General features: G+C 73.5%; 18 protein-coding genes. 8 read left to right on the forward strand and 10 right to left on the reverse strand.

Features of this window, described 5'->3' with window-relative positions; all coding sequences use genetic code 11:
* Positions 1–37: 37 nt before the first annotated feature.
* The 6 genes from N5I75_RS06870 to N5I75_RS06895 all read right to left on the reverse strand — a co-directional run bounded on the left by N5I75_RS06870 (position 38) and on the right by N5I75_RS06895 (position 8,337).
* Positions 38–1,426, reverse strand: a complete 1,389-nt coding sequence (locus tag N5I75_RS06870; RefSeq protein WP_476675362.1) for an aldehyde dehydrogenase family protein — start codon at positions 1,424–1,426, stop codon at positions 38–40.
* Positions 1,427–1,770: 344 nt separating this feature from the next.
* Positions 1,771–2,997 carry an MFS transporter gene (locus tag N5I75_RS06875; RefSeq protein ID WP_476675364.1) on the reverse strand — a complete coding sequence of 409 codons (1,227 nt, stop codon included), beginning with the start codon at positions 2,995–2,997 and terminating at the stop codon, positions 1,771–1,773.
* A gap of 3 nt (positions 2,998–3,000) precedes the next feature.
* Positions 3,001–4,422 carry a CitMHS family transporter gene (locus N5I75_RS06880; protein WP_476675366.1) on the reverse strand — a complete coding sequence of 474 codons (1,422 nt, stop codon included), beginning with the start codon at positions 4,420–4,422 and terminating at the stop codon, positions 3,001–3,003.
* A gap of 132 nt (positions 4,423–4,554) precedes the next feature.
* Positions 4,555–6,783, reverse strand: coding sequence for a molybdopterin oxidoreductase family protein (locus tag N5I75_RS06885; protein ID WP_476675368.1), 2,229 nt, complete (start codon positions 6,781–6,783; stop codon positions 4,555–4,557).
* A gap of 193 nt (positions 6,784–6,976) precedes the next feature.
* Positions 6,977–7,585, reverse strand: coding sequence for a TetR/AcrR family transcriptional regulator (locus tag N5I75_RS06890; RefSeq protein ID WP_476675370.1), 609 nt, complete (start codon positions 7,583–7,585; stop codon positions 6,977–6,979).
* Positions 7,586–7,608: 23 nt separating this feature from the next.
* Positions 7,609–8,337: a hypothetical protein gene (locus N5I75_RS06895; protein WP_476675372.1), complete on the reverse strand. Its 729-nt coding sequence runs from the start codon at positions 8,335–8,337 to the stop codon at positions 7,609–7,611.
* A gap of 159 nt (positions 8,338–8,496) precedes the next feature.
* Between N5I75_RS06895 and hmgA the strand changes: the two genes are divergently transcribed.
* The 3 genes from hmgA to N5I75_RS06910 all read left to right on the forward strand — a co-directional run bounded on the left by hmgA (position 8,497) and on the right by N5I75_RS06910 (position 12,205).
* Positions 8,497–9,819, forward strand: coding sequence for a homogentisate 1,2-dioxygenase (hmgA, locus tag N5I75_RS06900; RefSeq protein ID WP_476675374.1), 1,323 nt, complete (start codon positions 8,497–8,499; stop codon positions 9,817–9,819).
* Positions 9,820–10,218: 399 nt separating this feature from the next.
* A complete protein-coding gene (locus N5I75_RS06905) occupies positions 10,219–10,968 on the forward strand; it encodes a GntR family transcriptional regulator (protein WP_476675376.1) in 750 nt (249 codons plus the stop codon).
* Positions 10,969–10,990: 22 nt separating this feature from the next.
* On the forward strand, positions 10,991–12,205 hold the full coding sequence (locus N5I75_RS06910) for a type ISP restriction/modification enzyme (RefSeq protein ID WP_476675378.1): 1,215 nt from the start codon (positions 10,991–10,993) through the stop codon (positions 12,203–12,205).
* A gap of 101 nt (positions 12,206–12,306) precedes the next feature.
* On the opposite strand, the gene N5I75_RS06915 is transcribed toward N5I75_RS06910, so the two are convergent.
* Positions 12,307–13,017: a TetR/AcrR family transcriptional regulator gene (locus tag N5I75_RS06915; protein ID WP_476675380.1), complete on the reverse strand. Its 711-nt coding sequence runs from the start codon at positions 13,015–13,017 to the stop codon at positions 12,307–12,309.
* A gap of 75 nt (positions 13,018–13,092) precedes the next feature.
* On the opposite strand from N5I75_RS06915, the gene N5I75_RS06920 reads away from it, so the two are divergent.
* Both N5I75_RS06920 and N5I75_RS06925 read left to right on the forward strand, forming a co-directional pair.
* A complete protein-coding gene (locus tag N5I75_RS06920) occupies positions 13,093–14,079 on the forward strand; it encodes an ATP-binding cassette domain-containing protein (protein ID WP_476675382.1) in 987 nt (328 codons plus the stop codon).
* Positions 14,076–14,861, forward strand: coding sequence for an ABC transporter permease (locus tag N5I75_RS06925; RefSeq protein WP_476675384.1), 786 nt, complete (start codon positions 14,076–14,078; stop codon positions 14,859–14,861). Before N5I75_RS06920 ends, N5I75_RS06925 begins: the two co-directional genes overlap by 4 nt.
* 171 nt (positions 14,862–15,032) lie before the next feature.
* On the opposite strand, the gene N5I75_RS06930 is transcribed toward N5I75_RS06925, so the two are convergent.
* The 3 genes from N5I75_RS06930 to sigK form a co-directional block, all read right to left on the reverse strand.
* The gene (locus tag N5I75_RS06930) at positions 15,033–15,302 is read right to left on the reverse strand and encodes a hypothetical protein (RefSeq protein WP_476675386.1); all 270 of its coding nucleotides are present in this window, start codon (positions 15,300–15,302) and stop codon (positions 15,033–15,035) included.
* Between the two features lie 126 nt (positions 15,303–15,428).
* Entirely contained in the window at positions 15,429–16,187 is a 759-nt protein-coding gene (locus N5I75_RS06935) for an anti-sigma factor (RefSeq protein ID WP_476675388.1), read from the reverse strand.
* Entirely contained in the window at positions 16,184–16,741 is a 558-nt protein-coding gene (gene sigK, locus N5I75_RS06940) for an ECF RNA polymerase sigma factor SigK (RefSeq protein WP_476675390.1), read from the reverse strand. Before sigK ends, N5I75_RS06935 begins: the two co-directional genes overlap by 4 nt.
* Positions 16,742–17,096: 355 nt before the next feature.
* Here sigK and N5I75_RS06945 point away from each other — a divergent pair, with 355 nt between their 5' ends.
* From N5I75_RS06945 to N5I75_RS06955, 3 genes are all read left to right on the forward strand, one after another.
* Positions 17,097–18,644 (forward strand): DUF4331 domain-containing protein, encoded by a 1,548-nt coding sequence (locus tag N5I75_RS06945; RefSeq protein ID WP_476675392.1) that lies wholly within the window; start codon positions 17,097–17,099, stop codon positions 18,642–18,644.
* An 84-nt stretch (positions 18,645–18,728) separates the two neighbouring features.
* A complete protein-coding gene (locus N5I75_RS06950) occupies positions 18,729–20,039 on the forward strand; it encodes a tetratricopeptide repeat protein (RefSeq protein ID WP_476675394.1) in 1,311 nt (436 codons plus the stop codon).
* On the forward strand, positions 20,036–21,526 hold the full coding sequence (locus N5I75_RS06955) for a nickel transporter (RefSeq protein WP_476675396.1): 1,491 nt from the start codon (positions 20,036–20,038) through the stop codon (positions 21,524–21,526). Before N5I75_RS06950 ends, N5I75_RS06955 begins: the two co-directional genes overlap by 4 nt.
* Positions 21,527–21,637: the final 111 nt, after the last annotated feature.

A 21,637-nucleotide genomic window follows, 5' to 3' on the forward strand; every position in this document is an offset into this window, starting at 1 on the left:
TGCGGCGACGACACCGCGAAGGGACAGAACCGAGGGGTCAGAACTGGAGCGACTTCGTCTGGAGGTACTCCGACAGGCCGTGCGGGCCCAGTTCGCGGCCCACACCCGACTGCTTGTACCCGCCGAACGGGGCGAGCGGGTTGAACCGGCCGCCGTTGATGTCGACCTGCCCGGTGTCCATGCGCCGCGCGAAGGCGACGGCCTCCGCCTCGTCCCCGGCCCAGACCGCGCCCGCGAGCCCGTAGACGGTGCCGTTGGCGATCCGTACGGCGTCGTCCTCGTCCTCGTAGCGGATGATCGAGACGACCGGGCCGAAGATCTCCTCCTGGGCGATGGCCATGTCGGGGGTGACGTCGGCGAAGACGGTCGGCTGGACGTAGTAGCCCTGCTCGCGCGGTGCGTCGGCGCCGCCCGCGACGATGCGGGCGCCCTGCTCGACACCCTTCTCGATGTAGCCGCGCACGCGCGCCTGCTGCTTGGCGTTGACGAGCGGGCCGATGCGGTCGCCGTACTTGGCGGCGGCGGTCGCGGCCAGCTCGACGGCTTCGTCGTACTGGGACGTGTGGACGAGCATCCTCGTCCAGGCGCTGCACGTCTGGCCCGAGTTGCCCATGACGTTGGCGACGCCGACGTTGACGGCCTTGCCGAGGTCGGCGGAGGGCAGGATGACGTTGGCGGACTTGCCGCCGAGCTCCAGGGCCACGCGCTTGACGGCGGCGCCCGCCGTCGCGCCGATCTGCCGTCCGACCGCCGTCGAGCCGGTGAAGGAGACGAGGTCGACGTCGGCGTGCTCGGCGAGGGCCTGGCCCGCGACCGCGCCGATGCCGGTGACCAGGTTGAAGACGCCCGCGGGGATCCCCGCCTCGTCGACCGCCTCCGCGAAGAGCTGCGCGGTCAGCGGGGTGTCCTCGGCGGGCTTGAGGACGACGGTGCAGCCCGCGGCGAGCGCCGGGGCGACCTTGGCGACGATCTGGTGGAGCGGGTAGTTCCAGGGCGTGATGGCGCCGACGACACCGACCGGCTCGGCGTAGACCGTGGAGTTGCCGATCTTCTCCTCGAACGGGTACGAGGCGGCCAGCTCCGCGTACGAGCCGGCGACCAGGACGGGGACGCCCGCGTGCACGGTCTGCGAGAACTTCAGCGGGGCACCGAGTTCGGCGGTGACCGTCTCGGCGATCTCCTCCTTGCGGGCGGCGAGCACGTCGCGCAGGGCGGCGAGCTTCGCGGCGCGCTCGGCGGGCGGGGTCGCGGCCCAGCCGGGGAAGGCGGCGCGGGCGGCGCGCACGGCGGTGTCCACGTCCTCGGCGGTGCCCGCGGGGACGTGACCGATGACCTGTTCGTCGGCCGGGTTGACGACGGCGATGGTGTCCCCGCCCGCGGCGGCCCGCCACTCGCCGCCGATGTACATGCCGTCGTGGGCCTTCATGGCTCCTCCTCCTGGTGCGTCTACGCTCGCGCTCGTCCTGCCGGGACCTAAACTAGCGGCGATAGTTTTGGGGCGCCAGAGACGTCGGTCACGTGTTCCCGCGGGGCTTCGGCGGGGGGCGCCTACGCGCCGTTGCGGGTCGAGGTTTCGTCGGCGGGTGACGGGCTCGTCGTGGTTGCTCGCGCCGTTCCCCGCGCCCCTTCGGGGCGCTTCCTCAGCGCCCCGGACGCGACCTACGCGCCGTTGTCTGCCGTGCTCTCCTCGGCGGGTGACGGGCTCGTCGTGGTTGCTCGCGCCGTTCCCCGCGCCCCTTCGGGGCGCTTCCTCAGCGTCCCGGACGCGACCTACGCGCCGTTGTCTGCCGTGCTCTCCTCGGCGGGTGACGGGCTCGTCGTGGTTGCTCGCGCCGTTCCCCGCGCCCCTTTGGGGCGCTTGCCCAGAGCCGATGCGACCAGCAGCAGGGCGCCCAGCATCACGAACGGGGCCGCCGTGCCCGCCGCGCCCGCGACGAGCCCGGCCGTGGCCGGCGCCGCGACCTGGCCGAGCCGGTTGCCGGTCAGGCGCAGGGCCAGGGCGGTGGAGCGGGCACCGGGCGGCGCCGCCTGCACGACCGTCGTCATCGACAGCGGCTGGCCCACGCCCAGGCAGAATCCGAGCAGGACCAGCATCACGCCGAGCGCCCAGACGGGGACGGGCAGCGCGATGCCCGCGCACAGCACCGCGGCGAGCAGACAGGTCGTGGCGATCAGGGCGGAGCGGCCGAGCCAGTTGATGAGCGGCGTCATGACGAGCCGGCACGCGATCGTCGCCCCCGCGCGCAGGCTGAGCAGCACGCCCACGACGGCCGGCGCGATGCCCCGGTGCTCGCCGACCACGGGGAGGTAGGCGGTGAGGATGTCGGTCGCGGAGAGCACGGCGAGGCTGATGAAGATGCCGCCGGGGACGCCGCGCGTGCGCAGGATGCGGTGGACGGGGACCCGCGCCGCACCACTCCCCGTCGCCCTGGCCCCCGTACGCCGGTGCTCGATGCGCCACAGTGACGTGAGCGCGAGCGCGCAGCCGCCCGCCGCGACGAGCAGGGCGAGCGCGCTGGTGCCCGCCAGGTCCGGGCCGCCGATCAGGGCGCCCGCCGCGACGGGCCCGACGAGCTGGCCGAGGGAGGCGCCGATGGTGAAGTGGCCGAAGTTGCGGTCCTGTTCGTCGGGGGCGGACTGCCGGGCCACGATCGACTGGGCGCCGATGACGAAGCAGAGGTGGCCGAGGCCCATCACCCCGCTCCACGCCGCCATGGCCGCGAGGGAGTCCGCGAGGCCGCTGAGCGCGCAGCCGCCGGAGATCAGCACGACGCCGACGGGCAGCAGCGGGGCGCAGCGGCCGTGGTCCGTGCGGCGGCCGAGCGGGACCGCGGCGAACAGCGGGAGCAGGGCGTAGACACCGGCGATGACGCCGACGGCCCGTTCGTCGGCGCCGAGCGCGAGGGCCCGGTAGGAGACGGCGGGCCGCGCCATCGACACCGCCGCCTGCGCGCAGCTGAAGGCGATGACGAGGCGCAGCAGCCACGTACGGCTCACCGGTCACACGATCCCGAAGAGCAGGCCCGCGCCGAGGACCACGAGGGCGGTCAGCGCGGCCCATTTCACAGTGAACTTCGTGTGGTCGCCGAACTCGACCTTCGCCATGCCGACGAGCACGTACACGGCGGGCACCAGCGGGCTCGACATGTGCAGCGGCTGGCCGACGAGGGAGGCGCGGGCGATCTCCAGGGTGGAGACGCCGTGCGCGTTCCCCGCCTCGGCGAGGACGGGCACGATGCCGAAGTAGAAGCCGTCGTTCGACATGAAGTACGTGAACGGGATGGACAGCACGCCCGTGACGAGGGCCATGTGCGGGCCCATCCACTCGGGGATGCCGTTCACGACCCACTCCGCCATGTGGTCGACCATGCCGGTGCCCTGCAGGACGCCGGTGAAGACGGCGGCGGCGAAGACCATCCCGGAGACGTTGAGGACGTTCTCGGCGTGCGCGCCGATGCGGGCCTTCTGGTCCTGCATGTGCGGGAAGTTGACGGAGAGCGCGAGCGCGGCGCCGAGCAGGAACAGGACCGGGATGGGCAGCAGCTCCATGATCATCGCGGTGAGCAGGGCGACGGTGAGCAGCGCGTTGAACCAGTACAGCTTGGGGCGCAGAGTGGGGCGGTGCGGGTCGAGCCCGGCGAAGGTGTCGCCGTCCTCGTTCTCGTACGAGGGTGAGGGCGCGGGGTGCTCCCCCCCGCCGGCGACACCGGCACCGCTACCGGTCGCGGCACCGGCACCCGCGCCGACCAGGACCTTCTCGTCGGCGGTCTCGGTCACGGCCTCCTCGGCGACGGGCTCCAGGGACAGGTGGCCGAGCCGCTTGCGCTCGCGGCGCCCGAGGACGTAGGCGAGGAGGAGGACGGCGGCCATGCCGACGGCGAGCGCCGGGATCATGGGGACGAAGATGTCGCTGGCGTCGACCTTGAGGGCGGTGGCGGCGCGGGCCGTCGGGCCGCCCCAGGGCAGGGTGTTCATGACGCCGTTGGCGGTCGCGGCGACACCGGTCATCACGATGAGGCTCATCTTCAGGCGCTTGTACAGCGGGTACATCGCCGAGACGGTGATCATGAAGGTGGTGGAGCCGTCGCCGTCGAGGGAGACGATCGCGGCGAGCACGGCAGTGCCGACGACGATGCGTACGGGGTCGGCCTTCGCGAACCGCAGGATGGCCCGCACGATCGGGTCGAAGAGGCCGACGTCGATCATCACGCCGAAGTAGACGATCGCGAACATCAGCATCGCCGCCGTGGGCGCCAGGTCGCCGATGCCCGCGATCACGTAGTCGCCGAGGTGCGCGCCCTTGCCCACGAGGACGCAGAAGAGAGCGGGGATGAGCACGAGCGCCGCGATCGGCGACACCTTCTTCGCCATGATCAGCACCAGGAAGGTGGCGATCATGGCGAAGCCGAGGATGGTCAGCATGGAGTGGGTCCCTAAGGTCTCTGTTCGCCGTTGAACTGCCGCCCGGGGAGGTGGCGGTCAGCGAGACGTTAGGGGCGCCGCGAACGCGTTAACAAGACGTTGACACGTGAGCAATAAGCGCAAAACTCCAGGTCACGCGGGTGACAACGGGGCGGCCTCGACCTCTACGGGGACGGCGTTGAGCACGGCGGTGCCGGAGAGCGGGTCGAGGAGGCTGCCGTCGAGGAGCTGGTTGACGTTGACTCCGGGGTCCTGCGCGGCGACGCCGAGCCGGGTCCCGGGCCGGTCGTGGCCCCAGCCGTGCGGCAGGCTGACGACGCCGGGCCGCACCGCGTCGGTCACCTCGACCGGCGCCACGACCTCACCGCCCGCCGCCCGCACGCGCGCGGGCGCGCCGTCGCGCAGCCCGAGCCCGGCCGCGTCGTCGGGGTGGACGTGGAGGGTGCAGCGGTTGGTGCCGCCGACGAGCGCGGGGATGTTGTGCATCCAGCTGTTGTTGGAGCGCAGATGGCGCCGTCCGACGAGGACGAGCCCCTGGTCGTCGTCGGCGAGGGCCCGGCGCAGGCGCGGCAGGTCGTCGGCGATCGGCTTGGGCAGGAGTTCGACGCGGCCGCTGCGGGTCTTGAGGAGGCCGGGCAGGCGCGGCTCCAGCGGGCCGAGGTCGATGCCGTGGGGGTGGGCGAGGAGGTCGTCGAGGGTGAGGTCGTACGGGCCGAGGCGCAGCATCATGTCGAGCCGACGCTCGGGGCCGGTGTCTCCTCGCAGTGCGCGGGCGAGCCGCTCCGGGTCGGCGCCGAAGACGGGCGAGTGCGGAGTGGCGACGGCCTTGGCGAGCGCGGCGCCGATGACCATGTCGTCGACGGCCTCGACGGGCGCCCCGTGCTGTCCGCTCGCGGCGAGGATGAGGCGGGCGTGGAGCGTGCACTCGTCGGGCTGCCCGTCCGCCAGGGGTATGGCCGCGCGGGTGTAGCGGACCTGGTTGCGTACGGCGAACGTGTTGAACGCGAAGTCGAAGTGCGCGCTGCGCGAGGGCGGGGGCGGCGGAAGGACGACGTGCGCGTGGCGTGACGTCTCGTTCAGGTACGGGTCGACGCTGACCATGAAGTCGAGCGAGTCCAGCGCCTTGTCGAGGCGGTCGCCGTCGGGCGCGGAGAGGACCGGGTTGGCGGCGATGGCGATGACGGCCCGGATGGCGCCCTCGCCGGGGGTGTCGATCTCCTCGGCGAGCGCCGCGAGGGGCAGTTCGCCCTTGGCCTCGGGGTGTCCGGAGACGCGGCTGTGCCAGCGGCCGAGGGCGAATCCCTTGCCGGGTCCGGCGGGGCGGGGCGCGGGGGCGGTGGCGGAGAGCGGGAAGAGGGCGCCGCCCGGGGTGTCGAGGTTGCCGGTGAGGACGTTCAGGACGTCTACGAGCCAGCTCGCCTCGGTGCCGAAGGCGACGGTGCTGCTGCCGACCCGGCCGTAGACGGCGGCGGTGGGGGCGGCGGCGGTGGGGGCGGCGGCGAGTTCGCGGGCGAGGGTGCGGAGGATGTCGGCGGGGACGTCGCACCGACCGGCGACGGCCTCGGGACTGAACTCCGCGACCGCGTCCGCCAGTTCATCGAGCCCCTGCACGTGATCGGCGAGGTGCGGTCCGACATCGACGAGCTTCTCCTCGAAGAGCACGTGCACGAGCGCGGCGAGGAGCAGGGCGTCCGTGCCGGGCCGGATCGCCACGTGCCGGTCGGCGAGCCTGGCGGTGCGGGTGCGGCGCGGGTCGACGACGGTGAGGGTGCCGCCGCGGGCGCGCAGCGCCTTGAGCTTGCCGGGGAAGTCGGGCGCGGTGCACAGACTGCCGTTGGACTCGACGGGGTTGGCGCCGAGAATTAGGAGGTGGTCCGTGCGGTCGAGGTCGGGCACCGGAATGGCGTTGGCGTCGCCGAAGAGCAGACCGCTGGAGACGTGCTTGGGCATCTGGTCGACGGTGGACGCGGTGAAGAGGTTGCGGGTGCGCAGGGTGCTGAGCAGGACGGGCGGGTAGAGGGCGCCGGCCATGGTGTGCACGTTGGGGTTGCCGAGGACGACGCCGACGGAGTTCGCCCCGTACGCGTCGACCACGGGCCGCAGCCCGGCCGCGACGGCGTCGAACGCCTCGTCCCAGCCGACCTCCTGGAGCCGCCCGTCCTTGCGCACGAGGGGCCGGGTGAGCCGGTCGGGGTCCTCGTCGAGGGCCCCGAAGGAGGCGCCCTTCGGGCAGATGAACCCGGCGCTGAACACGTCGTCGCGGTCGCCCCGGGCGCCGGTGACGCGGGTCCCCTCGATGGTGAGACTGAGTCCGCACGTCGCTTCGCAGAGCGGGCAGATGCGCAGGGCGGTGCGGGGCATGTCGTCTCCCGGGGCGGTCGCTGAGCGGTTGCTTGGCAAGCGGGCGAGTCGAGCATACCGAGCGGTATGGAGAAGGGGGAGCGGGTCGGCGGAAACCCGAAACCGGACAGGCCGGCCGCGCGGTCCGTTCAGCGGGCTCGATCAGCGGGCTCGATCAGCAGGTCCGATCAGCAGGTCCGATCAGCGGGCCCGTTCAGTCGAGCACCCGGGCCAGGTACGCCCACAGCAGCTGCCTGGTCTCCTCGATGATCCGCTCATCCCCGGCCGGGTCGAGCCGGAACGCCAGGCGGACCAGGGCGTCGGCGGCCTCGACCGCGACGAGGAAGGTGCGGCGCAGGGCCGCGTCGGGGGTGCGGCGCAGGTGGGGGGTGAGGAGGTCGGTGAGGGTGTCGGCGACGCGGTGGTTGGGGTTGGCGTCGGGGTCGCCGACGGGGATCTGGGTGCCGAAGTCGACGAGGGAGAAGCCGGGGGCGGTGCGCTTCATGGCCAGGTACTCGTCGAGGACGGCGTCCATGGCGCCGCGCCAGTCGTCCGTGGGGATGGCCGCGAGCCGCTCGGCGACGCGCTCGGCGTAACGCTCCAGATTGCGCTCGGCCAGGGCGTCGACCATGGCGCGCTTGTTGCTGAAGAACCGGTAGACGGAGCCGATCGGCACGTCGGCCCGGGTCGCGACGGCCCGCGTGCTCAGGTCGTCGTAGCCCTGCTCGTCGAGGAGTTCCGCACAGGCGTCGAGGATCCGGCTCAGCCGCTCGGCACTGCGCTGCTGGACGGGGGCGCGCCGCAGGGACGTGGGGTGGGACATGCCGGTCAGCCTACGGGGCCCGCCTACGGGGGCGGTTCGGCGTCCGATGCGGTGGGGTCGGGGCTTGTCCCGGGCGGGGATGGCTCGGCGTCCGGCGCGGTGGGGGCGGGGCTTGTCCCCGGGGACGGTTCGGCGTCCGGCGCGGTGGGGTCGGGGCTTGTCCCGGGCGGGGACGGTTCGGCGTCCGGCGCGGTGGGGGCGGGGCTTGTCCCGGGCGGGGGCGGTTCGGTGTCCGATGCCGTGAGGTCCGCCGTCGCCTCGACCGGTTCGCCGTCGACCGCCCAGACCGTGTGGTCGTCGGCGTAGAGGCGGGCGGTGAGGTGGTGCGTGCCGCGGGCGAGGCGGGCGGGCGGCAGCCGGTAGGCGGTGGTGTGGAGGCGGGCGAGGGGGCGGCCGTCGAGATAGAGCCGGGCGTAGCCGCGGCCGTGCGCGGCCTCGGCGGGGGTGCCCTCCGGGCTGAGCCGGAAGTCGCGCACGCGGATCCGGACGTGCCAGCCGCCCGGCCGCGCACCGTCCGGCTGGACGACGACGCCGATCTCCGGGGCGTCCTCCTCGGGGATCTGCCGGTACGGCCTGCCCTCGTCGTCGGTGCGGTCGGTGAGGACCTCGCCGGCCGTGCGCGGACCGCCGCCGTCGCCCCCGCACCCGGCGGCGGGCCCCGTCAGCACGGCGCACGCCACGGCGGCGACGGCGGCGCGCGGCCACGGTGTCCTGAGCCTGACCGGAAACCCCGGAGTCCTGACCGGAAACATGACCGGGAGAGTAGAGCAACGCTCACTTTCATGGATCCCCTCGGGGAGGAGGTCGGCCCCCGAGAGCCCGAGGGGCCCCGCACGTCCGGAAAGGGCTCTTGCGCGGGTGATCTCCGAATCCTACGGTTGAGCATAGGAATCAGGGACGAGGGAGCGAAGATGAGCGGGGACGCACGCAAAGCGGCCGAGGGTCTGGCCTATCTGTCCGGTTTCGGGAACGAGCACCAGTCGGAAGCGGTGCCGGGCGCCCTGCCGCAGGGCCGCAACTCCCCCCAGCGCGCCCCGCTCGGCCTCTACGCGGAGCAGCTCAGCGGCACGGCCTTCACCGAGCCCCGCGCCCACAACCGGCGTTCGTGGCTCTACCGCATCCGCCCGTCCGCCGCGCACCCCGAGTTCACCCGCGTGGACAACGGCGCCCTGCGCACCGCCCCCTTCACCGAGGCCGTCCCCGACCCCAACCGGCGCCGCTGGAACCCGCTGCCCGACCCCGCGCCCGGCACGGACTGGCTCTCCGGCCTGTGGACACTCGGCGGCAACGGCGACGCGACCCAGCGCACCGGCATGGCCGTCCACCTCTACCACGCCAACTCCCCCATGACCGGGCGGGTGTTCAGCGACTCCGACGGCGAACTCCTCATCGTCCCCGAACACGGCGGGCTGCTCCTGCGCACCGAGTTCGGCCTGCTCGCCGCCGAACCCGGCGAGGTCGCGCTGATCCCGCGCGGGGTCCGCTTCCGCGTCGAGCCGCTCGACGACACGGCCCGCGGCTACGTGTGCGAGAACTACGGCGCCCTGTTCCGCCTCCCCGACCTCGGCCCGATCGGCGCCAACGGCCTCGCCAACGCGCGGGACTTCCGGGCGCCGGTCGCCGCGTACGAGGACGATGCGGAGGGCGCGGGCTCCGTCGAGGTCGTCAACAAGTTCTGCGGCAACCTCTGGACGGCCACGTACGACCACTCCCCGCTGGACGTCGTCGCCTGGCACGGCAACCACGTCCCGTACGTGTACGACCTGCGCCGCTTCAACGTCCTCGGCACGATCTCCTACGACCACCCCGACCCGTCGATCTTCACGGTGCTCACGTCGCCGTCCGACACGCCCGGTCTCGCCGGGGTGGACTTCGTGGTGTTCGCGCCGCGCTGGCTGGTGGGCGAGGACACGTTCCGGCCGCCCTACTTCCACCGGAACGTCATGAGCGAGTACATGGGGCTGATCGAGGGGGCCTACGACGCGAAGGCCTCCGGCTTCCTGCCCGGCGGGGGGTCGCTGCACAACATGATGTCCGCGCACGGGCCCGACCGGGAGACGTTCGACCGGGCGAGCGCGGCGGAGCTGGTCCCTCAGCGGGTCGACGACGGGCTGGCGTTCATGTTCGAGACGCGGTGGCCGATCACGGCTACGGCACAGGCGTCCCGGGCGGGGCACTTGCAGCGGGCTTACGACGATGTGTGGCGCGGGCTGGAGCGGCACTTCAGGGGGTAGGGGGTGCGCCTTGGCTGCTGCCGCCGGGTGGCGTTCCTGGGCGGCTGGGTGCGCCTCGGCGTCTGCCCGGTGCGGATCCCTCGCGGCCGCCGGCCGGTGGGGGCTGGTCGCGCAGTTCCCCGCGCCCCTGAGATGCGCACTTCGTGCGCCATCTCAGGAAGGCGCGCGGGGGCGGAGCCACGTGCTCCGTGGGGGGAAGGCGCGGCGGAGCCGCAGGCCTTCTGGGGCGCGGGGAACTGCGCGACCAGCCACGACGCGCCCGCACCCGGCAACACCCCGGAGGGGCACCGCGGGGAACTGCGCGACCAGCCCCCACCGGCCGGTGGCCGCCCACGACCAACACCCGGCAGACGAACAGGCGCATTGCAAGACCCCGGCCCCGACAGATACGGATACCCCGTGACGTCATTCGCCCCGGACTCGATCGTCCTGAACCGCAAACTGCCCCTCTGGTACCAGGTGTCGCAGTCCTTGCGCGCCTCCATACTGGGCCGCTCCCCGCAGGACCCCCTCCGCCTCCCCACGGAGGAACAGCTCGCGCTGCATTACGGGGTCTCGGTCCTCACGATGCGCCAGGCGCTGAAGGAGCTGGAGGACGAGGGGCTGATCACGCGGCACCGGCGCCGCGGCACGTTCATCGAGCCGACGGCCCAGCAGGGCGCCCCCGTACGGCTGCTCGGCTCGGTCGACGCGATCGTGGCGCAGCAGTCCGGCATGGTGACGGAGGTCCTCGCGCACGGCACGGCACCGGTCCCGGTGCAGTACGCCGAACTGTTCCCGGGCACGGAGTCCGTGGCGACGTACCACCGGCTGCGCTGCGACGAGAAGACCGGCGAGCCGACGAACCACGCCCGCAACTACGTCCGCCCGGACCTCGGCGACCGGGTCGACGTGGCGGATCTGGCGCGCTGGCCGATGACGAAGGTCCTCCGCGACGTGCTCGGGGCCCGCATCAGCCGCATCACGGACTCGGTGGAGGCCCGCCTCGCGGACCCGGAGACGGCCCGGCTGCTCAAGGTGCCGCTGCTCAGCCCGATCCTGCACTACACGGGCGTCACCTACGACGAGGAGGGCCGGGTCCTCGACGTGGCCGTCATCCACTACCGCGGGGACCGCTTCTCGTTCACGGTCACGCTGGACGCCCACTGACCGGACGCGGAGGCCACGTACCATGCCGGGCGTGACGAACGACGGGCCGCTCACCGACGCCATGCCGCTCGCGGACCTCATGCCGTGGTCCGTGGCGCCCCTGCGCCTGGGCCGTGGCTGGCCGATCGCCCCGGACGCGGCGTCACTGAAGGCGCGCTGGGACGCGTTCGTCGCCGCCCCGCCGGACCGCCGCGAGGCGCTGCTCCAGCCGTCGCGCGCCCGCACCCTGCGCATGGGAGCCGCCCAGCTCCCGCGTCAACGCGCCGGGACCGAGCCCCTGGCCCGCGCGGAGGGGCCGTGCCCGGAGCCGGTACGGATCCTGCACGGACCGTTCGACGAGCAGTGGCTCATCCCCGACCAGCGCCTGATCGACGCGACCCGTCCGGAACTGTGGCGCGTGGCGGACGACCGCCAGCTCTTCCTCGTCGAGCAGGGCTACGTCCCCGACGCCGGCGGCCCCGCGCTCCTTGCCTGCGCCATCCTCCCCGAGGGCCGCTCCCCCGCCGGCCGGCCGGGCCGCATCCGCCCGCTGTACCGGCGCCCCGGCGCCGCCGAACCCAACATCGCCCCGGGCCTGCTCGCCCACCTCTCCACCCTCTACGGCCACGAGGTGCACCCCGAATCCTTCCTGGCCTGGACTTTGGCCACCGCCGCCCGGGACGCGAAGGAGGTCCGCGTGCCGCTGCCCGTGGACCCGGAGGTCTGGGCGCGCGGCGTGGAGCTCGGCCGCCGGACGCTGTGGCTGCACCGGCGCGGCACCGGCACCGACCGTCCGAAGCTCCCCGGCGGCCGCCGCCCGTACGTCCGCGCCCCGCTGCCGCCCCGCCCCGCCGAACTCCTCTACGACCGCGAGGAGGAGGCCCTCCTCATCGGCGACGGCCGCATCTCCCCGGTCCCGGCATCCGCGTGGGACTTCCACGTCAGCGGCGTCCGTGTCCTGGACCAGTGGTTCGCCCGCCGCACGACCCCGGCGGACCCGGGCACGCTGGCGGCGATCCGCCCGTCGACGTGGCCCCAGCAGTGGACGTCGGAGCTGCTGGAACTCATCGCGGTTCTCGCGCTCCTGGCCGAACTGACGCCCCAGCGCGACGACTTGCGCGCCGACCTGGGCAGCCTCCTCGGCCCCCACCACCTCCGCCAAGCCGGCATCCTCCCGATCCCCGCACCATCCCGCCGCCCGGCAACAGTCCTGGACCAGCCGGAGGAGGGCCCGGGCGGCCAGTTCGCGTTTCTCTGAAATGCCGCACGCAGTGCGCATTTCAGGGGCGCGGGGAACTTCGCGACCAGCCACGACGCCGCGTCGATCGCACACCGACGGAACCCCCCGCCCCGGCGCGCTCACCCACCCACAAACCCCGCCAAGGTCCGCCGCAACGCCCGCTCGAACACGGCCTCCAGATCGATCGGCCCGGAATCCTCACTGAACGCGGCAGCCAGGCGCGGATACCGTCCCGACGCCACCTGCCCGCCCAGATAAGCGATCCGCACCGCCTGCTCCTCCTCCGCGCTCCACGGCAACGACCGCGTCCGCTCGACACCGGAGATCTCACTGGAGACGTACGTCGTCACCACCCCCGTGACAGCGGCGATCAACTCCATCTTCGTCCCGTACGGAAGCTCGAGCGGATCCAGGCACCGCAGGCAGTACTCCAGATACGTCAGCGCGTTCGGGCTGAACCCGTACACGGGTGACATCAGCCGCGGCAGCCACGGATGCCGGTGCATGATCAGCCGAGTTTGCCGCGCCAGCGACAGCACGTCCTCCCGCCACTCACCGCTGGGCTCCGGGAACACGTACTCAGCACTGACCGCGTCGACCATCAGCTCGTACAGGTCCTCTTTGCGCGGCACGTAGTTGTAGAGCGACATCGTGCCCATGCCGAGCTCACCGGCGATCTTGCGCATGGAGACCGCGTCGATGCCCTCCGCGTCGGCCACACGCACGGCCGCGGCCGCTATGTCGTCCCTGCTGTGCGCGGGACGGGGCCCGCGGCCGGTGCGCTCGGGGCGCGCCCAAATCACTTCGGGTACGGCCGGTCGGCCCGCCATTGATCATCACCTCGCGCACCATCGTAGGCACGGAGACAGTTACGTACACCGTACGTAATGCGCTACGGTGCACCCATGACTTCTACGTACGCTGTACTTAGTGAAGGTCTGAAGAAGCGATTCGGAAGGGCGGACAAGGCCGTACACGCCCTGCGCGGCCTCGACCTGTCCGTGCGCGAGGGCACGGTGTGCGGCCTGCTCGGACCGAACGGGGCGGGCAAGACGACGGCGGTCCGGCTGCTCACGACCCTGCTCCGCCCGGACGCGGGCACCGCGCGCGTCGCGGGGCACGACGTCGTGCGCGCCCCGGACGCGGTCCGCCGCAGCATCGGTGTCACCGGCCAGTACGCGTCGGTCGACGGGGAGCTGACCGGGCGGGAGAACCTGCGCCTGTTCGCCCGGCTGCTGCGCGCGCCCCGGTCGAGAGCGGACGAGCTGATCGAGCGGTATGCGCTGACCGAGGCCGCGGACCGTCCCGCGCGCACGTACTCGGGAGGCGTGCGCCGCCGCCTCGATCTCGCGTCGAGCCTGCTCACACGGCCCGCCGTGCTCTTCCTCGACGAGCCGACGACCGGACTCGACCCGCACAGCAGGAACGCGATCTGGGACGCGGTCCGCGAACTGGCCGGCGCCGGCACGACCGTCGTCCTGACCACGCAGTACCTGGAGGAGGCCGATCAGCTCGCCGACGAGATCGTGCTGATCGACGAGGGCCGCGCCGCGCACTCCGGCACGCCCGCCGCGCTCAAGGCGCTGGTCGGGAGCTACGCGGAGGTCGTCGTCCCGGACGGCGCGGGCGAGCGGGCGCTGCACGCGGCGGCCGTCGTCCTCGACCAGCTCACCGGCGCCCGGCCCCGCCTGGACGCGGAGCGGCGCACGGTCGGCGCGGTCGTCCTCGACCCGGCCGTCACGCTCCCCCGCGTCGTACGGGAACTGGACGCGTCCGGCGTCCCGTTGATGGACGCCACCCTGCGCCCGCCGACGCTCGACGAGGTGTTCCTGCGCCTCACCCGCCGCACCAGCCACCAAGAGACCCGGGGAACCAGGGAGGTCGCCGCATGAGCACCGCGATCCTGTACGACGGCACGGCGATGCTCGGCCGCCACCTCCAGCGCGTCCGGCACGCCCCGGCGATCACGGTCATGACGCAGACGATGCCGATCGTGTTCCTGCTGTTCTTCGGGTACGTCTTCGGCGGCGCGCTCGCCATGCCGGGCACCGACTACCGTGCCTACCTCGTGCCGGGGATGCTCGTGGCGACGGCCGCCAACGGGGTCATGACGGGGATGTTCGCGGCGGCGCAGGACACGCACCGCGGGGTCATGGACCGGTTCCGTACGCTGCCGATGAGCCGGGCCGCCGTGCCGCTCGGGCAGGCCGCCGCCGATCTGCTGACGACCGCGGCCGGTCTGGTGCCGCTGGTGCTCGTGGGGCTCGCGATGGGGTGGCGGATCGAGGGCGGGGCGGCCGGGGCGGTGGCCGCGTTCGGGCTGCTGCTGCTCTTCCGGTTCGCCACGACGTGGGCGGGCATCCTGCTCGGGCTCGTCTCGCGGAGCGAGGAGGCGGCGGGGCAGCTGGGCAGCGCCACGTTCATGCTGCCGCTGCTGTCGAACGCGTACCTGCCGACCGACGGGATGCCGGGGTGGGTGCGCACGCTCGCCGAGTGGAACCCGATCAGCGCGGTGTGCACGGCGGTCCGTGACCTGTTCGGCAACGCGCCGGTGCCGGACGGCGCTTCATGGCCGGTGGCGCACCCGGTCGCCGGTTCGCTCGGCTGGTGCGCCCTCCTGCTCCTGCTGTGCGTGCCGCTCGCGGTCCGCCGCCACACCCACGGCGGGCGCTGAGCGGCGGAGCAGGCCGTGGACGATGTGGAGACGGAGAAGGGCCCGCACCCTGCCTCCTCGCCGGGACGTCCGCCGCAAGCCGTGGGGATGACGGTCGCGAAGATGCGCAGCGGTACGCCGGACGGCGCGAAGGTCGGACGCGGGCCCGAATTCTGCTGGACGGGCGGCCCGCTAGTGGCCGCCGAACAGCGTGCGGCGCAGGCGCCGCAGTGGTGCGAAGAGCGAGACCCGCCGCACCCGCGCGGCGCTGCCGCCGCGCCTGTGCGCGGTGTCACGCGCGGTGAGCTCACGCATCAGTGTCGTCGCCTCCGCCACCTCGCCCTGGGGCACGGCGGGACCGCCGAGCACCGCGAGATGGCGGTCGAGACGCGAACTGGTCGCGCTGCTTCCGCACGTGATCGCAGGCACACGAGGCCTGCTGCGCACTGTTATCTGTTCCATGTCACTCCCCACCCGTACGAGGGCACCCGGCCCGGGCAGGTTAACCCTATCGCCCCATCGGGACACTCGTGTATCCCGGCCGCACGATTCACCTACCCCGCGGGCAGGTTGACGACCCAAAGTCGATTACTCTCCGAATCCGACTGAATATAGGGCGAGTTGGACAAGCGGGGCACTTGACGGCCGTTCGGAGCCGCCGTCGGGCTCCTCGGTGACAGCCAGTGAAGAAGCGCTCGGCGTCAAGCCGGAGGCGAGCAACGGCGTGTCGGGGCCTCTGTCGGGCAGCACGGCAAGGGATCGCGGGGGTTCCGCGTCCGACATCAACCAGAGTTGGTGATCTTGTCCGCGGGGCGGGGCGGCAAGATCCGTGACCGTGATCACTGCCTCGCGCCGCGCCGGGGAGACGACGGCGGCGAGCCCGTCGGTCCGCGCCGCGCGGGCGTCGGGGGCGGCGAGAACGTGGGCCATCTCACGTGCCTCGTACCGCTTTTCGTCCAGCCGGTCCTGAGTACGGGTCAGTTCCACGCCGAGCAGCGCCGTCGCGAGCAGCGCGAGCGCGGCGGCGCAGGCGGCGAGCGGCACGAGGAGCGGGCGGCGCGCGCGGGGCGGCGCCACGGGCCGCGCGGGCGGAGCGGGCCACGGGTCCTGGTCCACCGCCCGGATCCCGGTCAGCACCCGGTCGCGCAGGCCCGCCGGGGGCGGCGCCGTCGTCACGCGGGCCAGGCGCACCGCGTCGGCGGCGTACGACCGTGCCTCGGCGGCGCAGCGCCCGCAGCGGGACATGTGCCGTTCGAACGAGGCGAGTTCGCGCGGGGCGAGTGCGTCGAGGGCGTAGGGCGCGGCGAGCGCGTGGCGGTCGTACGGCCACCGGGGCCGGGGGCTCACGCCGATGCCCCGTCCAGGCAGGCCCGCATTCGCAGGAGGCCGTCGCGCATGCGGGTCTTCACGGTGCCGAGCGGTACGGAGAGGCGGCGGGCGACCTCGCGGTAGGTGTAGCCGTCGTAGTAGGCGAGGGTGACGGCCTGGCGCTGGAGGTCGGTGAGGCGGCCGAGGCAGCGGCGCACCCAGTCCCGTTCGAGGCCGCTCTCCACCTCCTCGGCGACCTGGTCGAAGGGCGGGACCTCCGCGCGCCGGGCCACCCGCTGCTCGCGCTCGCCGGCGGCGCGGACGCTGCGCACGCGGTCGACGGCCCTGCGATGGGTGAGGGTGAGGACCCAGGAGAGGGCGCCGCCGCGGGCCGGGTCGTAGCGGGCGGCTGTCCGCCACAGTTCGAGGAGGACCTCCTGGGCCACCTCCTCGGCCTGCGCCGGGTCGCGCAGGACGCGCCGCGCGAGGCCGTAGACGGGGCCGGACACCACCTCGTACAGCTCCTCGAAGGCCCGTTCGTCGCCGCGTCCCACGCGGGTGAGCAGTTCGTCGGCGGCGTCCGTGACGTCCATCAGTCCCCCATCGGTCCCGTTGCGCGCATTGTGCTGCCGCGAGTGGTTCGGAGACAGGGGCACGCCCGGATGGGCAGCACGGTATGGGCGCCGCCCAGGGGCGCGGGGAACTGCGCGCTCAGCCCGCGAAAAGCCGCGGACGCGTCTGCTCATGCACCGAGCAGACGCGTCCGCGGCTTTCGTCGTGGCTGGTCGCGCAGTTCCCCGCGCCCCTGGGGGGGCGGCTGGCACCCCGTACCCATTCACCGCGCGCCCCCATCCCCACCAATCCGCGAAGCGCCCCGCCCCGAATGGCCGTCATGAAGCTCGCGGCCGTGCGGGCACCGAGGACAGACCCGAAAGGGGTTCGGACGCGATGACAGCAACTGCCAGGAGTCGCCGGGGGGTTCGCCCCCTGGCCGCGCTCGTCGCGGGCGCGCTGGCCGCAGGGGGGCTCGCAGCCGCCGGTGCGACCGCGCTTCAACCAGGACAGGCCCATGCCTCCAGCCACCGGGAGGCCCCGCTGATCTCGGGGGACCCGCTGCACGACAACACGGACGTGTACGCGTTCGTCAGCCCCGACAAGCCGGACACGACGACGCTCGTCGCGAACTGGCTGCCGTTCGAGGAGCCGGCGGGCGGGCCGAACTTCTATCCGTTCGCCGAGAAGTCCCAGCACGACATCCACATCGACAGCGACGGCGACGGACAGGGCGACCTGCTCTACCGCTGGACGTTCGACACGCAGACCAAGAACGGGAACACGTTCCTGTACAACACGGGCCCGGTCACCAGCCTCGACGACCCCGACCTCAACGTCACGCAGACGTACGACATCGACCTCCTCAAGCTGAAGGACCAGAAGGTCGTCTCCACGTCGAAGATCGCGAACGATGTGCCGGTCGCGCCCTCGAACGTCGGCAAGGCCTCCATGCCGAACTACAAGACCCTGCGCGACCAGGCGGTCCGCAAGGTGGAGGGCGGCGGCGCCGCGTTCGCCGGGCAGGCCGACGACCCGTTCTTCCTGGACCTGCGCGTCTTCGACCTGCTCTACGGCGGCGACCTGTCCGAGGTCGGCCGGGACACGCTCGCCGGGTACAACGTGAACACCATCGCGCTCCAGGTGCCGACCGCCGAGCTGCGGCAGTCGGAGAAGCAGCCGGTCATCGGCGTCTGGTCGACGACCCAGCGCAAGAACGCCAAGGGCGGCTGGACCCAGGTGTCGCGGCTCGGCTCACCGCTGGTCAACGAGGTCGTCGTCCCGCAGAAGGACAAGGACAAGTTCAACGCCTCCCACCCGTGGAACGACGCGGACTTCCTGCCGTACGTCACCAAGCCCGAGCTGCCGAAGCTGCTGGAGAAGATCTACGGGCTGAAGGCTCCGAAGGAGCCGCGCAACGACCTCGTGTCGGTGTTCCTGACCGGCGTGAAGGGGCTGACGCAGCCGCCGAACGTCCGGCCCTCCGAGATGCTGCGCCTGAACACGTCGATCAAGCCGACGGACTCGCCGAAGCGGCTCGGCGTGCTCGACGGGGACAACGCCGGGTTCCCGAACGGGCGGCGCCTCGCCGACGACGTCGTCGACATCGAGCTGCAGGCCGTCGAGGGCGAGCTGCTCGGCAACAAGAACGACCTGGGCGACGCGGTGAACACCAACGACCAGGCGTTCGGCTCCACCTTCCCGTACGTGGCCCTGCCCACGTCCGGGTCGCGGGGCCCGACGGCGAAGAAGGCGGACGGCGAGGACCGGACCCGCTCCGCGCTGACCGGCGGCGCGCAGAACACGGGCGCGTCCACCGGATCGTCCGGCGACACCGACACCGTGCTGATCGCGTCGGCGGCGGCCGGTGCGGCGGGTGCCCTGCTCATCGGGCTCGGCCTCGCGTGGTGGCGGACCCGGGGGCGGCGCGGAAACGCCGCGTGACCCCCACCTGAACGGCGCGGCCCGTGTGAGCCCCCCACGGGCCGCGCCTCCCACCCTCCCTACTCCTTCGAAAGGCATCAAGCCATGGCTCCGCGCTTCTCAGGACGTACCGCTGCCGCCGCGTGCGCCCTCGCGCTCGCGCTCACGGGGGGCGCGATCGCCATCGGCGGGAGCGGCGGCGAGCGGGGCCCCGCGCCCGCCGCCGTCGCGCCCGCCGCGCCGCTCCAGGGGCTCGGCGCCGGGACACTCGACGCGGGCGTACGGGCGTTGCAGGCACACCTGCGGGCCCAGCCGAAGGACCACGCGGGGTGGGCGAACCTCGGTACGGCCTACGTCGAGCAGGCCCGCACCCGGGGCGACCCGTCGCGCTACGCCGAGGCGGACCGCGCCCTCGCCCGCTCCCTGGAGCTGCGCCCGGACGGCAACGACGCCGCGCTCGCCGGCCGTGCCGCCCTCGCCGCCGCCCGGCACGACTTCACGGGCGCGCTGCGCGACGCCCGCCGCGCCCTCGCCGTGAACGCGTACAGCGAGCGCGCCCTGTCCACCCGGATCGACGCGCTCGTCGAACTCGGCCGCTACGGGGAGGCGTCCCGCGCCGCCGACGAGGCGGACGCGCGGCGCCCCGGGGTGCCGGTCTTCACGCGTTTCTCCTACGTGCGCGAGCTGCGCGGCGACACAGCGGGTGCGCGGCGCCCGCTGGAGCAGGCGCTCGCCGGGTCGACGGCACCGGGCGACGTCTCCTACACGGCCACGTCCCTGGGCCAACTGGCATGGCGGCAGGGCGACTTCAAAGCAGCTCTGCGCCACTGCGGGCGGGCGTTGCGCGCGGACCGGGCCTACGTGGCCGCGCTGGAGTGCCGCGCCAGGGCCCGCGCCGGCCGGGGCGACGAGGCGGGCGCCGTCCGTGACCTGCGGAACGTCGTGGCCCGCTACCCGCTGCCCGGCCCGCTGGTCGCCCTCGGCGAGCTGTACGAGGCGCGGGGCGACAAGGCCGCGGCCCGCGAGCAGTACGGCCTCGTGTCCGCCTGGACGAGGCTGGCCCGCGCCAACGGCGTCGACGTCGACCTGGACACGGCCCTGGCCGCCGCGGACCACGGCGACCGGCGCGCCGCGCTGCGAGCGGCCCGCGCCGAGTGGTCCCGCCGCCACACGGTCCACACGGCGGACGCCCTGGCCTGGGCCATGCACGTCAACGGCCGCGACACCGAGGCCCTCCCCTACGCCCGCCTCGCCACCCGCACCGGCTACCGCGACGCCGCCTTCTTCTACCACCGCGGAGCCATCGCCCGCGGCGCGGAACGCGAGCGGTGGCTGACCCGGGCACTGCGCCTGAACCCCGGGTTCTCCCCGACGGGCGCGAAGGCGGCACGGGCGCTGCTGCGGGGTGCGTCATGATCCGGGGCGTCTCGGTGCGGGTCCGCCACACCCGCTGGGTCGCGCCCGGGCTCCTCCTCGTGCTCGCCCTCCTCCTGATTCCGGCCCCCCGCGCCCACGCGCATCCGCTCGGGAACTTCACCACCAACACCTACGACGGCCTCGTCACCGGTCCGGAGCGGCTGCGGATCACGCACGTCGAGGATCTCGCCGAGATTCCGGCGACGCAGGCGCGGGGCGCGGTCGAGCGGGCCGGAATCAAGGGCTGGGCGCGGGAGCGGTGCCAAAAGGCCGTGCGGGGTACGGGCGTCGTCGTCGACGGGGCCCGGGCCGCCGTCACCCTTCGCACCAGCCGCGCCGTCCAGCGGCCCGGTCAGGCCGGTCTCCGCACCCTGCGCGTCGAGTGCGAGGCGACCGCCCCGCTCCCCCGCGACCGCGCCGCCACCGTCGGCTTCCGCGCACCGGGGCGGCAAGGGCCCGGCTGGCACGAGATCACCGCCCGGGGCGACCGGACGACCCTCGCGCGCAGCGACGTCCCGCGTACGTCGCTCTCGCGTCAGCTCACCCGTTACCCCGAGGATCTGCTCAAGTCGCCACCGGACGCCACGAGCGCCAGCCTGCGCGTCAGCCCCGGCGGGCCCGCCCTGCGCGACGAGAAACCCGGCGGGCCCGACGCGTCGAGCGTGCTGCCGCGCGGCGCCGACCGGTGGACCAGCGCGCTGACCGGCCTCGTCGCCCGGCACGACCTCACCGCGGGGTTCGCCGCGCTCGCCCTGGCCACCTCGCTCGTGCTCGGCGCCCTGCACGCCCTCGCCCCCGGCCACGGCAAGACCCTGATGGCAGCCACCGCGGCGGCCCGCGGCCGGGCCCGGCTCCGCGACGTCCTGCCGCTCGCCGCATCCGTCACGGTGACGCACACGCTCGGCGTGGTCGCGCTCGGCGCCCTGGTGATCGGCGGCTCGGCGGCGGCGCCGTCGGTCGTGGCCTGGCTCGGCGTGGCCAGCGGCGTCCTGGTCACGGCCGCGGGCGTGACGCTCGTACGCAAGGCGTGGCGAACCAGGACGCACCCGCACGGGCACGACCACGGACACAGTCACGGACACGGACACGGACACGATCACCCGCACGGGCCCGACCACGAGCACCCACACGGGCACGGTCACCCCCACCCCGGCACAAGCCTGCGCGGCGCGCTCTTCCTCGGGTTCGCCGGAGGGCTCGTGCCCAGTCCGTCGGCCGTCGTCGTGCTCGTCGGCGCCGCCGCGCTCGGGCAGGCGTGGTTCGGGGTGCTGCTCGTGCTGGCGTACGGGGCCGGGCTCGCCGTCACCCTGACCGCCGCCGGGTTCGTCGTCGTACGGGCGGGCGCGTTCGCGGCGCGGCGGATCGCGGGGAGCAGGGCGCGGGGGCGGCGCGCGGCACGGCGGCTCGTGCCGCTCGGGTCGGCCTGTGTCGTCCTCGCGCTCGGCTGCGGATTGGTCTTCAAGGGGGCTGCAAGCGCGCTCGGTTGAGCTACTTTTGTTCAGGCTTGTCTTGCCGCGGATCCGCGAATGGGGGCACCCGTTGAGTGAGCGTGTGGTCGCGGGGCGGTACCGGCTGATCGACCCGCTCGGCGAAGGCGG

This window comes from Streptomyces sp. R818 (assembly GCF_056172735.1).